The following is a 13614-nucleotide window of genomic DNA, read 5'->3' on the forward strand; positions in this document are numbered from 1 at the left end:
ATGTTTATGAATACAAGATCTACGACATCCTCTCTTAGTTTGTCGGTCAGCATAAACTACGGTAATATGTTATTCTGTTGGTCACTGTAGTTATATGTTTTGTAAATTTTGTATTTATAGCTTTTTGTTTTGTAATGAAGTGAAAGTGAGTAAAGGGATTTGTACTGATTAAGAAATGGAGATTTTTCTTTTTCAATTTTTAAATGGAACTTACGGTGTGATGAGAATACTCATATGGATAACTGTGATTATAAATTCTGAATTTACGTGATATGGCTTATGGATAAAGTTATATCACGAATCGCCTTATGATTATTGGAGGTCGAAGGTGTTGTATATTCTCTCGTGAATAGAGCGAGGGACCTGCTATGCCATAAATTTAAGTTGGTGATAACTATGAATACGAAAAAAATTTTTCTGCTCAGTTATGATACTTTCCTTTTTTCAGGAATAAAAGCATGGTTACCAAATCTGGTATTGATCGATGCACGGACATTTATTTCTGGCACGCAGTCAGTTATGTCGCAATATCCGTCCTGCTTGCTGGTGATCGATAACCGGTTGCCATTATTATTGGTCAAAAAATGGCTTCAGAGAAACAGTACACAGTTCATCAACATACACTGTATTGTTCTGCGGATGTGCGAAACCCTGCCTGTTAATCGGGGATATGAAGAATATTCCTTTATCAATGGGGGGGTATTGTCGGAGCAGTTGATCGCTCAATTAAAAGAGAGTCTATTGGCACCTAACAAAGTTGTGGAAGTCAATAAAGATTCACCGATGTTTACTTTTAACTTGACTGAATTTGAAGAAGAAATGCTGTATTCATCATTCACAAAAGAAAAACTGCATGATTTCTGTATTGCTAATTCGCTAACAATTAAGTCAGTGTATCGATATCGGGATAAAATTACTGCTCGCCTCGGCTTTTCCAATTTTAATGAAACTGTTATCTTTTTAACCCGAAATAATTTATTAAATGAAAGCTCTATAATCAATAATAATGTGAATGGGGATGCAGTTTACACTGACGCATATGATGTTTCGGATACTAGTAGACTGAGTATGGCAATAAGGAATGAGGAGATCATTCCTTATTTTCAGCCCATCGTGAATATCAGGGGCGACGTTTGTGGTGTTGAGGTATTGGCTCGTTGGCCACAGGGACATAACTATGCTATTTCTCAGCGAGAGTTTATTCCATTGGCTGAAAAAAGTGGCTTAATCAATGAGTTAACTAGCTATTTAATGACCGCTGTTGCGCGCAATCTGGTCTCTGGAGGCGCAAGCATTAATAAAACTCTGTTCGTTTCTTTTAATGTCAGTCCGTCAGGTTTAAATAATCCCGTATTCTATTGGGAATGCCTTAATTTTATGGATATAACGCAAGGTCTGCCGATAAAATTGATGATAGAGATAACAGAGAACCAGACGTTCACGATCACTCCTGCAATCAAAGAACTTATTCGTTCGTTACGAAATAAAGGTGTGTTGTTTGCTTTGGATGATTTTGGTACTGGATACGCTAATCTCTGCTATCTCAATGAGTTAGACCTGGATGTAATCAAAATTGATAAAAGCTTCATTAAGGAAATTAAAGAGGTTGATCAATATATCCCTATGCTCGAGTCAATTACTCACCTTTCAGGACTTCTGGGGTTACGTACGGTGGCCGAGGGCGTTGAAAATGACTATCAGCAACAATGGCTGGGAAAAAATAATGTTGACTATCTGCAGGGGTATCAGTTTCTACCGCCAGTGACATTTAATGATTTTATCCGGTATTACCAGCAGTCTGTAGATTTGTTTGAATCAGCGTCGGATTCACCTTTATCTACGTAATTCATTTTTGACACGGTTTTTACATTTGAAGGGTAAACCTTTAAACGAGTATGTGCTCTGAGCTGACATGGCCTGCAGCATGATTTTTTCCTGAACACCAGGGGCAGACGCCTCTGGTATGGGCGTCTTTGCATCGCTGCCTGTCTGCCTGGTTAAGTAAAAAGTCCTATAGTGAGGTGTGCACCGTTTGTTTATGTATCTTAAACGGGGTATTTATAGTGATATCGGCGTTAATCAAACAGGTACTGAGGTTTGCCCGTAGCCATGCGTCATTTCCTGACAAAATTAAGAGTCTGGCTTCCACCACCACTCATCCTGGTATTATTCCTCATCGCGGATGCGTTTACGGCGATCCCGCGTTTCACATTTGGCGCGGTGACTATCGTAATAAGTGCATTGTTGGCTAGCGTCAGTCTGGCGATGATACTGCATACCGCGTGGCAGATGCGGAAGAAACGTACGACGCTAAACCCACTGCATGCAGAGAAATCGACCACACTTGTTACTGGCGGATGTTATGCCTGGAGCCGCAATCCAATCTATCTTGGAATGAGTGGACTCCAGTTAGCTTTTTCTCTTTACGTCGGTAGCCTGATTGGAATATTGGCTGCACCGCTGTTTATACTGGTGGTTGCCAGATTACATATTGATTTTGAAGAGGAACAACTGCGAAAACATTTCGGGCCGGAATGGATACGCTATGAGCAGCGTGTTCGCCGCTGGTTATAGAATACCCTTGCCGCGTACAAGGAAGCCTGTGACGACACGATTCGTGCGTAATTGAATTCGGATGATGCAAAAATAGGCGTTTGATTCGCAAGGCCATTGACGCATCGCCCGGTTAGTTTTAACCTTCTACCCCGTGTTCACATTCGTGGGCATGTCCTTATCAGGGCCGATATAGCTCAGTTGGTAGAGCAGCGCATTCGTAATGCGAAGGTCGTAGGTTCGACTCCTATTATCGGCACCATTTTTTCATCCAGCATCATCCCTAATCGTCCATTTTTCCTTGTTTTTCGCGGCGTTGGCTGTTTTGTTTGTCCAGCGTTATCCGCCTTTTGCCGTTGCAATCCAAATTTAAAACGGGTACATAAACGGGTATCTGAGTTTGAGGCGGGTACCTATGAAACTAAACGCGCGACAGGTAGAGACGGCAAAGCCAGCCGATAAAGACTATAAGCTGCCAGACGGCAACGGGCTTATTCTGCTGGTGAAAACCAGCGGGGCAAAATACTGGCGCTATCGCTACACCTTTGCCGGTAAAGAAAAGATGCTGGCGCTCGGTGTCTACCCGGCAGTTTCGCTGGCGGCCGCTCGCGAAAAGCGCGACGAGGCCCGGCGGAACGTTGCGGCGGGTATCGATCCGGTGAAGGTCAAAAGCCATGTTGCAGCTGCCGCAGCAAAGACGATCACATTTAAAGAAATTGCTACAGAATGGCACGAATTCAAGAAACCGCGCTGGTCGCCTGGCTATGCCTCTGACATTCTCGAAGCGTTTAACAAAGATATTTTCCCGGCGGTTGGTAAGTTGCCGGTGGCTGAAATCGAGCCGGTCCAGATGCTGACGGCGCTGCGCAAAATTGAAAACCGCGGCGCAACCGAGAAAGCAGCCAAAACGCGCCGGTGGTGCGGTGAAGTATTCAGTTATGCAGTAGCGACCGGCCGCGCGAAGTATACGCGAGTACAGCGTACGGCCTGAAATTCGCTACGCCAACCGTACCGCGTCAATGTGGCTTGGTAGTACGCAAATTGTCGGCGCCGTGGCATGGTGGGACGTGGCAACAGGCAAAGTGAAAGCTGACGCCTCGGCGTTTTCTCTGATGCTGACCGACGCGCGGGGACATCTTTACTGGCATATTTGCCAGGAACTGACAGGCGAGCTGGCAGAATTTGATGAGAACGACAAAATCACCGGTGGCCAGGTGGCGCAGATTAAAGAGCTGGTTATCAGATTCCAGATCCCCGTAGTGTGTGTCGAGGTGAACGGTCCCGGCAGTTTCGCGGGTAAATTGCTGCGGCAGGCGCTTAAAGGAACTGGTTGCGGCGTCCGGGAAGAATTCAGCGTTACCAATAAGCAGAAGCGTATCCTTGATGCGTTCGAAGCGCCGCTGTCTTCCCGGTTCCTGTGGGCGCATAGCGACGTGCTGGACGGCCCGATGTACGACCAGATGCGCGACTTCAACCCGGCGCTGACTAACCAGCCAGACGATTTCATTGATTCAGGCGCGGGCGCTGTCATTGCAACGCCGGTACGTATCGGTAAAGTGGTCGGGATCCCGACCGGGCAGTCGCGCGAATATTGGCAGTTAAGTGATGGAGACCATGAGGTCGAAGTCGATTATTAACATGCCAGAGGTTCGCATTATGTCGGTACCTAACCAGATACCCTATATTATTTATAACGCCAACGGTCTTACGACCGTTTTTCCTTTCGAATTCTATATCATCAGTGCCAGCGATATTCAGATAACAATGAATGGCGAAGTAGTGACATCCGGGTACACAGTATCTGGTGTGGGAAACGTTGGCGGCGGTGATGTAGTCTTTTTAACGCCGCCAGCTAACGGAACAGTCGTTATGCTGGAGCGCGTTGTTCCTACTTTCCGACTGACAGATTACCAGGATAATGGCGACTTACTGGCCGATACAGTAAATAAAGATTTTGACCGTCTATGGATGGCGATACAGAGATCATTTTTGTACCTTGGGTTGGCGCTGCGTCGTCCGTTGCTTGGCGGTCCATACAACGCAGAAGGCTATCGTATTTCTGAAGGCGCCGATCCGGTAGACAAACAGGATTTTGCAACCAAGAATTATGTCGATAACGTTAGCCTAATCAGGGCGCTACGCGTTCCTGAGTCTTCCGTCAACCCGATCCCTCCAGCGGCCGAACGCGCTAATCGCCTGCTGGCATTTAATTATTCCGGTCAGCCTATTGTCGTGTTACCTGAATCCGGTAGTGCTACGGATGTACTGATTGAGTTGGCCAGTACTGAGAGCGGAAAAGGAGATAATCTGCTCGGTGTCAAACAGCCGGTCGCTGGTGCCGCGGATCAAACTCAGCATGACAAAAATGCTCAGGTAATCAACCTGAAGGATTTTGGCGCAAAATGCGATGGGGTCACTGATGATACGGATGCACTTCAGTCGGCTATGGCAGCCGCGCAAACAGGCATCCGTATTGTTCAACCATCGGGAGTCTGCCTGACATCCCAGCCGCTATCATTTACAAAGCCCATTTACTGGCATGCGGAAGCCGGTGCACGAATTAAACTAACAAGTGGTGATCATGACTATGTTGTGCAAATTGATTTGAGGGGGGCAGACAAGGGGCATTGGGGGTACGGGGCTTATTTTGGTGGTGAACGTTTAATTATTGATGGTGGTGGACATGCAAAATATGGTCTTTCACTACGTGGAGTGATTTCATCACAATTTCCAAATATCAGAACGACAAACATAACTGTAGCAGGGTTATACCAGGCATGGACACAGCTATGTACATATGAAAATTATGAATGTAGCAATAACATAGAGGTTTTTTCAACCACTCCTGCTAATGGAATACTTGCGGTAAAAGATATTAACGGCCTCAATGATAGGGGGTCATCTGCAGACATCTACATCAACCCATGTATAGAGCATGTAAGTGGCGCGGGTATTGCTGCGCTTGCTTTAATAAATTCCGTCTTTGTTAACGGCACGTCAGAAGGTAATAGCATAGGAATTCAATTAGGCCATGATACTGAAGACTGGGCGGCCCTTGGCAACACCATTATAGGTATGGATTTAGAGGAAAACTCAGCAACTGATATTTTAATAAATTCACAATCTAGTATGAATGATTTTATTGGCTTAAAAGCTGGTTATTCCTCACCTTCTATACAAGTTAAGGGGTACAGGAATAAATTCCTTGGAGGTAGTTGTAGTGGTTTTGATTTTAGACCTGAAAGCCATGATAATGACGTCGATGGTGTGACATTTATCGATGTTGCATCAACTATTTCAAATAGTGGTATACGTAACACCTGGCGCAGGGTGTGGAATTTAAAAACAGCGCAAGTTGTCAACTCCACAAACCCATATCCTGAGAGGAAACAAATAACGGCAGCGGCAGGAGAAACAGTAACAATCAATCCAATGGAGGCTTCACAATTCTCCATACTTATGACTGGTTCACCAATTAACATAGGAACCTTATCATCACCACGTATTGATGGTATCGAGTTTAACATTACTATTTTTAATACCGCCGGGACTGACTCTCCTGTAATTAACTTCGATAATAGCTTACGGTATGCTGGTTGGAGCAACCCAAAAGCCAGCAAACATAGGAGTATGAAGTTTGTTTATGATGCAGCGTTTGATTACTATACGGCGGTAAGTGTAGGCCAATACGACATTGATAACTAAAAAAAAGGGGGCTTGCGGCCCCCTTCAAACTAAATATATTTCTTTAAGAATTTGGCTATAGGTCTCTCAAGATAAACGTGGGCTAATGAGCCAAGCGCACAACTTATCAAGAAGTAACACACTATATAAACCACAATATTCGTATACGCTAATGCGCCTGTAGCTACGAAGATATATGAAACCCAGGCAGTGGTAAGGCCATGCATAAGATATATGCTATAGGACGCATCACCAAGAAATGTAAGAATACGCGGGGCTTTAATCTTTCCTTCAAGGCTTAATGCAGCCCATACACCATAAAAGGCAAAGAAGCCATATACCAATGGCCTATGCCATCCTCCGCCCATCTCTCTTGTTAACCACATGCTTTCACATATATAGAAAACTGGTATAAATGCAACTAAAATTACCAGCGCTATATTCTTTTTGAGCATGACCCCTGATATATACAATCTGTACATAAACATCCCGAGAGCAAACTCAACCATAATTGGTTGCGACATAACATCTATAAATAGAGCATATTCTTTTACAAAAGTATTTGTTACGTGATGATATGTTAAGGCGTTCACAAAAACAATTATTGTAACAAACGCTATGTCGATATACTCTATTTTTGACAGCTTCATAGCCATAAACAAAGAGAAGCAAGTATAAAACAAAAACTCATACTGAAGTGTCCAGCCAATACTTAGAATCGCTGGTCTATGCCAATGAGTAAATGTAATGCTTTCAATATACCATTGAAAATCTATTTTAGATGCTGGCCACCAATAACTAATTGCAGCCGTCGGATTACTCATGTGATTTACAATATATGCTGACAAAACACAGAGTGCTGTTATTATCGCATAAATTGGAATGATTCTTATCACTCGCCGCATAAAGAAATTAAAGGGTGACATCCTGAAACTTCCTTCAGATGTATTTCCTCCATAGGCGACATATGGAATAATAAATCCACTGATAACGAAGAATATATCAACACCAAAACCACCAAGAAAACCATCTCCTGTGGTGGTGTTGTATTGACTTAACTCAGTATGCGCTAACACCACCATTGCTGCAGCAAAAAAACGCATCATTTGCAAATTGTAAATTGTTTTTCTTTTTTCCATTATATTCAGCTTATTCTATTAAAATTATTAACAAAAATACTTATATATATATAGGTTATGTTGAATTTTTTGTATGTTGGCGCTGATAGTACATCATTATGAAAGAAAAACCAGTATAAATAGTGTGCAGTTAACCAAGATTTAGATTCGTTATTTCTTGTCACTATGGCTTTCATGAGTGGATAGTCAGGATTCCGACCGCTCTCATGCCTTACCCTCACCACTAAATTAAGTGGACCCCACGGGGGTAAGGCATGAGGATGAACAACCATTCAGATCTGGCTGCAGGGGCTTCCTATATCACATCCGGCGGTAGCGGTATTTACTGGCTGTTACAACTGCTTGATAAGGTAAGCCCCAGTCAGTGGGCCGCTATCGGTGTTCTGGGAAGTATCTTTCTGGGGCTGGTTACATACCTGACCAACCTGTATTTCAAAATCAAAGAAGATCGGCGAAAAGAGGCTCAACTTTATGGCCAGCAACAGGACTAAGCTTAGCGCCGCAGTTCTGGGGCTTGTGCTCGCCGGTGCGCCAGCGTCCGTTATTCTCGATCAGTTCCTTGACGAGAAAGAAGGTAACAACCTGACGGCGTATCGTGACGCCGGGGGGATCTGGACGATTTGTCGTGGTGCTACGATGGTGGATGGTAAACCGGTAGTTCAGGGCATGAAGCTGACGCAGGCAAAATGCAACCAGGTTAACGCCATCGAACGTAATAAGGCGTTGTCCTGGGTGGAGCGCAACATTAAGGTGCCGTTGACCGAACCGCAGAAAGCCGGGATTGCGTCGTTCTGTCCTTACAACATCGGCCCTGGGAAATGTTTCCCGTCCACGTTCTATAAGCGTATCAACGCTGGCGACCGCAAGGGAGCATGCGAGGCGATCCGCTGGTGGATAAAAGACGGCGGTCGGGATTGCCGTATCCGTTCGAACAATTGCTACGGACAGGTGTCGCGTCGGGACCAGGAAAGCGCGTTGACGTGCTGGGGGATAGACCAGTGACTTTAAAAGCGAAACTGTCAGCGCTGGCCGCTCTGCTGGCGCTGTTTGTCGGTACATACTATGCCGGCTATCTCAAAGGCTGGTACACCCACAGCGAAATGGTAAATGACGAGTATGCAAAAAAGAACAAAAAGGTAGAGAAGGCTGTCGTCGCCGGCGAACAGAAAGCGGCGGCCGCCAGCGCAGAAGGAAAAGTGATTTACCGGACCATTTATCGCGATGTGGTGAAATATGTTAACGACCCGAATCATACTAAGTGCGATTTTGACGATCACGCTGTGCAGTTGCGTCAGCACGCCCTCGACGCGGCCAACTCCATCAGCAGATTTGATGCAGGAACCGTGCAGGGGGGCGAGCAAAGCAGGAACTGACAGCGATGAAGACCTGCAGGCGGACATTGAAACTGCTGAATGTCTGCGCCAGTTGCGGCTGGATAAGTACCGCTGGCAGGCGTGGTATAAAGCGACGGAATAGCCTGTTTTGTTCCCCAATCGGGAGCGAAATAAAAAAAACGGGTATCAATTCGGGTATCTGTCGATAATTTGTAAATAAAATGCAATAAATACAATGCATTATTTATTGTGTTTTACTCCTATTATCGCACCATTTCAAACTCCTCCCAGGTCTACCGAAATCAACGCAAACCCCGTTTACTGCGGTTTTCAGCGCACATCTTATTTTTCGGGTAACCTGCACCACGTTCTCCGTATCGCCATTCTTGGTTGGTAGTTAAGAGGCCGTTAATCAGGCCTCGTCGAAATGGCTGATAATATCGAGCGGCCCTGTGCCAGGGCCGATTCGTTTACTGAGCAGATTCAACAGGATGTAAATGCAATACGCTTCAATCCCTCTACCGCTTTTTCGAGGTAGGCGCGTGGACATCCCATGTTCAGGCGGATAAAACCTTTTCCAGCAGGACCAAAGCCATTTCCCATTGAAGGCGCAATACCGGCAACATCAAGCATTACCCATTTGAGCTGCTCATCATCCAGTCCAAGCGCTTTGCAATCTATCCACAGTAGATACGTTGCCTGGGAAGGAACAACCCGAGCCCATGGGAGATATTCATCAATTTGTTGAATAAACCAGCGTCGATTTTCAGCCAGATAGCCAAGTAAATCGTCTAACCATGGTGCACCATGTTGCCATGCAGCCGTACTCGCCTCGACGGATAGCGCATTGAATACATCCAGTCCATGCGCATCCAGACGGCGTAAAAAGTGTTCACGCAATGCTGGTGCCGGTATCAGAAAATTAGCAATACGCAATGTCGACAAACCAAACGTTTTACTGGCTGAAGTGGCTGAAATTACACGTGAATGCCAGCGTTCTCCCAGATGCAGAACTGAAGTAAATTGTTCTCCTGGAAGCAATAAATCTGCCCATATCTCATCAGACAGCAACGTTACATCATAGGTCTCGCATAGCGTAAGTAGCTGTTCCAGCTCCTGTGCAGTCCAACAACGACCGGTTGGATTATGCGGATTACATAAAATCATCAACGGCGGACGTTCAGTCCGGAATAACATTTCCAGGTGAGCAAAATCCATTTGATAACCGGTAGCCGGGTCCTCATACAACGGATTTTCCAGCAGCTGTCTGCCGTTCAGAGAGATAATTTTAGCGAATGAACCATAATAAGGCCCCTGAACGACCACGCCTTCACCGGGTTGACTTAGCATTTGTACGAGTAGCGATAATCCCGGAACAACACCTTCAATACTGCAGATCCACTCTTGCTTGATTTCCAGCTGATGCCGGGTTGAGAACCATGAAATTAATGAATCAAAGTAGCTTTGTGGTCGTTCGCTGTAACCAAAAATACCGTGCCCGACGCGGTGAGTTAAAGCCTCCTGAACAGCGGGCGGGCAAGTAAAGTCAAAATCAGACACCCACATTGGCAATAGTTGATGTGTATCCTCGCCGAAATATCGCGCCATAAAGTCCCATTTCAACGAGGCGGTATCGTGACGATCGATAATCTTATTAAAATCCATTACATGCTCTCCCTATTCTGCTGCCGTAATATTTTTTTCTGTTTCTGCCACTGATGGCGCCTTCGCAATACCAATTCCCGTGAAACCGTAAATCAAGGCGAAGAAGATTGCGGCATAGCACTGAATCGCCCATGGCAATAAATCCAGCGTGCTCACTCCTAATGTCGTGGCCATATAAACTCCGGCAGCGGTCCACGGCAACAACGGCTCAATAACGGTGCCAGCGTCTTCAATGGTGCGGGACAGATTTTTGGTATCCAGTCCCATACGACGATATGCGTCTTTAAATAGTTCAGCTGGAACCAGAAGAGCCAGCTTGCCGTCGCTTGTCGCTCCGGTCACCAGAAGGGTGGTACCAATGGTTGCCGCAATTAACTGACCGACACTGTGAATGACCGTCAGTAAGCGGTTAATGATAATGTTGAGCGCGCCGGTTAACGTTAAGGCTCCAGCAAAAGAGAATGCGCAAAATACCAGAAGGATAGTGCTCATCATTGAGAACATTCCGCCGCGGTTCAGCAGGCGCGGAACATCAGCAATAATGCCCTCACTCCCTTGCGGGAACATAGTAATGTTGAATCCATCTATAAAGGCATCCAGTCCCTGCTTGATGCTGAGTCCTTGCATGACAACGCCCAGAATCAGGGCTAATACGCATGCACTCAGCATTAAAGGAATGACCGGTTTTTTACGAATTGCACCCCACAACACAATAACCGGCGGCAAAATCAGAATGATATTGAAGTGGTACAGCGACTCCAGAGCGTTGACAATATCGGTAACCCGTTGCGGCGTGGCGACCTCGCCCAGCATATTGCTGTGGCCGGCAATAAGATAAACCACGGCGGCAAGCAGAAAGCTGGGAATGGTGGTCCATAATAAGTGCTGGATATGCTCGAAAAGGGTGGTATCTGCAACAATGGCCGCAAAGTTGGTGGAGTCTGACAGCGGCGATATCTTGTCACCGAAGTAAGCGCCAGAAACAACGGCACCTGCCGCTGCTGCCATCGAAACATCCAGTCCGGCGGCTACGCCCATCAATGCTACGCCAACCGTTCCGGCGGAACCCCAGGAGGTTCCGGTACACACCGATACGACGCTGGTCAAAAAGAACGCGGCGATGAGAATGTATTCGGGGCTGATGAGTTTAAGTCCCCAGTACACCATGTAAGGGATGGTGCCGCTGAACATCCATGTACCAATCAGGCCGCCGACACAGATAAGAATCATGATAACCGGCATTGCTTTGGCGAGTTTATCAACCACCGAATTAATGATGTCTTCCCAGCAATACCCTTGCCACCAGGCCATGCCCGCGGCGACTGCAGCAGAACATAGCAACAAGGGCTCAATACGTAGCCCCATGATGCCGTAGCCAATAATTAGCAGCAGTAGCATGGCTAAAATAGGGATCACTGCCAGTCCAAATGAGAGTGTTTTTTTCTGATTTTGAGAGGCATTCATTCATGAATCTCCAGTCTGTAAGGTCGCTCAAGAGTAGAGAACACCCTTTTGCCTGACTGTGATCGCTCATTGGCCCTCATGTAAGCGATTACATGAAGACGTTAAACTTGAAGTCGATCACAATTCAGGGGCTTGACGATTTACGCATTGATTTCAGAGAGAGGGGGGAAGAACAGAATCGCGGATCACTAAATCCGCAGTGAAACTATTCACGCTGGGACGCTGAGTTGCGCCCTTAAAAAGCTGTATCGCCAGCTGCGAAGCGCAGCGAGCCATGCGCTCAACGGGATAATGCATTGTTGTGAGTGCGGGGTAGAGATAGCGGGCCATCACCACATCATCAAATCCAACGATCGAAAGCTGCTGCGGAAGTGTAATTCCCTGCTGATGGAGGATGCGCATAATCCCGGCGGCCATCACATCATTAAATGTCACCGTTGCGGTGAAAGGAATGCCACAATTAAGCAGTTGATGTGCAGCGCGTTCGCCACCTTCTTCATTAAAGGGCACGCTAATCACCCAGTTTTTATCTGGCGTAATGCCATATTCAGCCAGCGCCTGGCGATAGCCTTCCAGCCGCTCACGGCGATCGATAATCGGTAAATCACTTGTCACGCAGGCAATACAACGGTGCCCCTGTTCCAGGAGATGTAGCGTGGCTGTTTTAGCTGCCTGACTATTTTCCAGCCACACGCAGCGATTGGCCATCCCGGCAATATAGCGGTTCACGACCACCATGGCAGGAAAATGAGCGGCATATCGCAACAGTTCCTTTTCAGACAGTCTACTGGCATGGACCACAATAGCTTCGCAGCCCTGGTTTATCAGGAAATCGAGTCCTGATTTTTCCATTCCTTCATCGTGGCCACCGCTGCATACCATCAGCCGAAATTGCTGCTGGCGTGATACTTCTTCCACGCCTCGGGCAAGCCTGGCAAAAAAGGGATCGGCAAGGTTGCCGGTCAATAACCCGAGCATGTCACCGCTGCGTTTCGCTAATGCAATAGCGGCGGCATTGCGATGATAGTTCAGTTCGCGCATGGCTTTTTCAACACGCTCACGCGTCACGGGTTCAACCCATGCGGTTTGATTAATAACACGTGAAACTGTTGCGGTGGACACTCCCGCTAACTCTGCAACATCCTTTATCGTTGCCATGCTGGCTCTTTACCTTTTTGATTCTTAAGAATTTGCTTATCGCTGGTTTTTTTCCTTATCTTATTCAGGTTGGGGGGATTTGTCACCGAGACATCCTCTGAGTATATCTACTCAGAGGCTTATTTTTAGTACTGAATAATTAAATACTATCCTGAGTATTATTATCCTTACATACGATATTCGATCATCCCGCTCTTTTGGGCCACCCAGTCATACAGTCGTTGTCCGCGGAGATTGGTTTCATGCGTATGCCAGTATAATCTTGACGCGTGGTGTTTTTTGGCTTGTTGTTGGACATACTCGATAAGCTGTTTACCGATATGTTGGCCACGTACCTCTTCGCTAACAAATAAATCTTCGAGATAGCAATAGTTGGATTCTGCCCATGTTGAACGGTGAAAGAGATAATGCACCAGCCCCACTATTTTTCCATCATATTTGGCAACAGCACAATAAACAGGTTCGTTCAGGGTAAGGAAACGCTCCCACGTTAATTTTGTTACTTCATCTGAAATTTTAGTGCGATAAAATGTTTGATAGTTTATCCATAAAGGAAGCCAACTGGCGTAGTCTTTTTGTTCTGCACTTTCAATAGTAACGGTATTCATGTTAGTCAT

General features: G+C 46.0%; 11 protein-coding genes, 1 tRNA gene and 2 pseudogenes. 9 read left to right on the forward strand and 5 right to left on the reverse strand.

What is annotated here, in order from left to right; all coding sequences use genetic code 11:
• The first annotated feature begins 396 nt into the window (after window positions 1–396).
• The 6 genes and pseudogenes from OGX97_RS15190 to OGX97_RS15215 all read left to right on the forward strand — a co-directional run bounded on the left by OGX97_RS15190 (window position 397) and on the right by OGX97_RS15215 (window position 6258).
• Window positions 397–1845, forward strand: a complete 1449-nt coding sequence (locus tag OGX97_RS15190) for an EAL domain-containing protein (RefSeq protein ID WP_235125216.1) — start codon at window positions 397–399, stop codon at window positions 1843–1845.
• 264 nt (window positions 1846–2109) lie between these two features.
• Entirely contained in the window at window positions 2110–2574 is a 465-nt protein-coding gene (locus OGX97_RS15195; RefSeq protein WP_125363554.1) for a methyltransferase family protein, read from the forward strand.
• Between the two features lie 165 nt (window positions 2575–2739).
• Window positions 2740–2815: transfer RNA gene (locus OGX97_RS15200), tRNA-Thr, on the forward strand.
• A 153-nt stretch (window positions 2816–2968) separates the two neighbouring features.
• Window positions 2969–3520 (forward strand): annotated as a pseudogene (locus tag OGX97_RS15205) (tyrosine-type recombinase/integrase); the annotation flags it as partial.
• Window positions 3519–4190 (forward strand): annotated as a pseudogene (locus tag OGX97_RS15210) (phage terminase large subunit); the annotation flags it as partial. The pseudogenes OGX97_RS15205 and OGX97_RS15210, both read left to right, overlap by 2 nt.
• A gap of 19 nt (window positions 4191–4209) precedes the next feature.
• Complete coding sequence (locus OGX97_RS15215) at window positions 4210–6258, forward strand: phage tail fiber domain-containing protein (protein WP_279850360.1); 2049 nt, start codon at window positions 4210–4212, stop codon at window positions 6256–6258.
• A 29-nt stretch (window positions 6259–6287) separates the two neighbouring features.
• Here the strand turns inward: OGX97_RS15215 and OGX97_RS15220 are convergent, their stop codons facing one another.
• Complete coding sequence (locus OGX97_RS15220; protein ID WP_279850361.1) at window positions 6288–7376, reverse strand: acyltransferase family protein; 1089 nt, start codon at window positions 7374–7376, stop codon at window positions 6288–6290.
• 260 nt (window positions 7377–7636) lie between these two features.
• Here OGX97_RS15220 and OGX97_RS15225 point away from each other — a divergent pair, with 260 nt between their 5' ends.
• From OGX97_RS15225 to OGX97_RS15235, 3 genes are read left to right on the forward strand one after another with little or no spacing between them, the layout of a single operon-like run.
• Window positions 7637–7867: a class II holin family protein gene (locus OGX97_RS15225; RefSeq protein ID WP_279850362.1), complete on the forward strand. Its 231-nt coding sequence runs from the start codon at window positions 7637–7639 to the stop codon at window positions 7865–7867.
• Window positions 7848–8378 carry a lysozyme gene (locus OGX97_RS15230; protein ID WP_279850363.1) on the forward strand — a complete coding sequence of 177 codons (531 nt, stop codon included), beginning with the start codon at window positions 7848–7850 and terminating at the stop codon, window positions 8376–8378. Before OGX97_RS15225 ends, OGX97_RS15230 begins: the two co-directional genes overlap by 20 nt.
• Window positions 8375–8749 carry a hypothetical protein gene (locus tag OGX97_RS15235; protein ID WP_279850364.1) on the forward strand — a complete coding sequence of 125 codons (375 nt, stop codon included), beginning with the start codon at window positions 8375–8377 and terminating at the stop codon, window positions 8747–8749. The genes OGX97_RS15230 and OGX97_RS15235 overlap by 4 nt, the downstream gene beginning before the upstream one ends.
• Window positions 8750–9193: 444 nt before the next feature.
• Here OGX97_RS15235 and OGX97_RS15240 read toward each other — a convergent pair whose 3' ends face one another.
• The 4 genes from OGX97_RS15240 to OGX97_RS15255 form a co-directional block, all read right to left on the reverse strand.
• A complete protein-coding gene (locus tag OGX97_RS15240) occupies window positions 9194–10375 on the reverse strand; it encodes a MalY/PatB family protein (protein WP_137377047.1) in 1182 nt (393 codons plus the stop codon).
• 12 nt (window positions 10376–10387) lie between these two features.
• Complete coding sequence (gene nhaC, locus OGX97_RS15245) at window positions 10388–11839, reverse strand: Na+/H+ antiporter NhaC (protein WP_048226419.1); 1452 nt, start codon at window positions 11837–11839, stop codon at window positions 10388–10390.
• 153 nt (window positions 11840–11992) lie between these two features.
• Window positions 11993–12997 carry a LacI family DNA-binding transcriptional regulator gene (locus OGX97_RS15250; protein ID WP_235125166.1) on the reverse strand — a complete coding sequence of 335 codons (1005 nt, stop codon included), beginning with the start codon at window positions 12995–12997 and terminating at the stop codon, window positions 11993–11995.
• 167 nt (window positions 12998–13164) lie between these two features.
• Window positions 13165–13614, reverse strand: a complete 450-nt coding sequence (locus OGX97_RS15255) for a GNAT family N-acetyltransferase (protein WP_279850365.1) — start codon at window positions 13612–13614, stop codon at window positions 13165–13167.

The organism is Citrobacter sp. Cpo061 (genome assembly GCF_030332845.1).
Taxonomy (GTDB): domain Bacteria; phylum Pseudomonadota; class Gammaproteobacteria; order Enterobacterales; family Enterobacteriaceae; genus Citrobacter; species Citrobacter portucalensis.

Coding starts and splice junctions, on each gene's coding strand:
- OGX97_RS15190 (WP_235125216.1), top strand. CDS start 397: ATGAATACGAAAAAAATTTTTCTGCTCAGTTATGATACTTTCCTTTTT.
- OGX97_RS15195 (WP_125363554.1), top strand. CDS start 2,110: ATGCGTCATTTCCTGACAAAATTAAGAGTCTGGCTTCCACCACCACTC.
- OGX97_RS15215 (WP_279850360.1), top strand. CDS start 4,210: ATGTCGGTACCTAACCAGATACCCTATATTATTTATAACGCCAACGGT.
- OGX97_RS15220 (WP_279850361.1), bottom strand. CDS start 7,376: ATGGAAAAAAGAAAAACAATTTACAATTTGCAAATGATGCGTTTTTTT.
- OGX97_RS15225 (WP_279850362.1), top strand. CDS start 7,637: ATGAACAACCATTCAGATCTGGCTGCAGGGGCTTCCTATATCACATCC.
- OGX97_RS15230 (WP_279850363.1), top strand. CDS start 7,848: ATGGCCAGCAACAGGACTAAGCTTAGCGCCGCAGTTCTGGGGCTTGTG.
- OGX97_RS15240 (WP_137377047.1), bottom strand. CDS start 10,375: ATGGATTTTAATAAGATTATCGATCGTCACGATACCGCCTCGTTGAAA.
- nhaC (WP_048226419.1), bottom strand. CDS start 11,839: ATGAATGCCTCTCAAAATCAGAAAAAAACACTCTCATTTGGACTGGCA.
- OGX97_RS15250 (WP_235125166.1), bottom strand. CDS start 12,997: ATGGCAACGATAAAGGATGTTGCAGAGTTAGCGGGAGTGTCCACCGCA.
- OGX97_RS15255 (WP_279850365.1), bottom strand. CDS start 13,614: ATGACTAACATGAATACCGTTACTATTGAAAGTGCAGAACAAAAAGAC.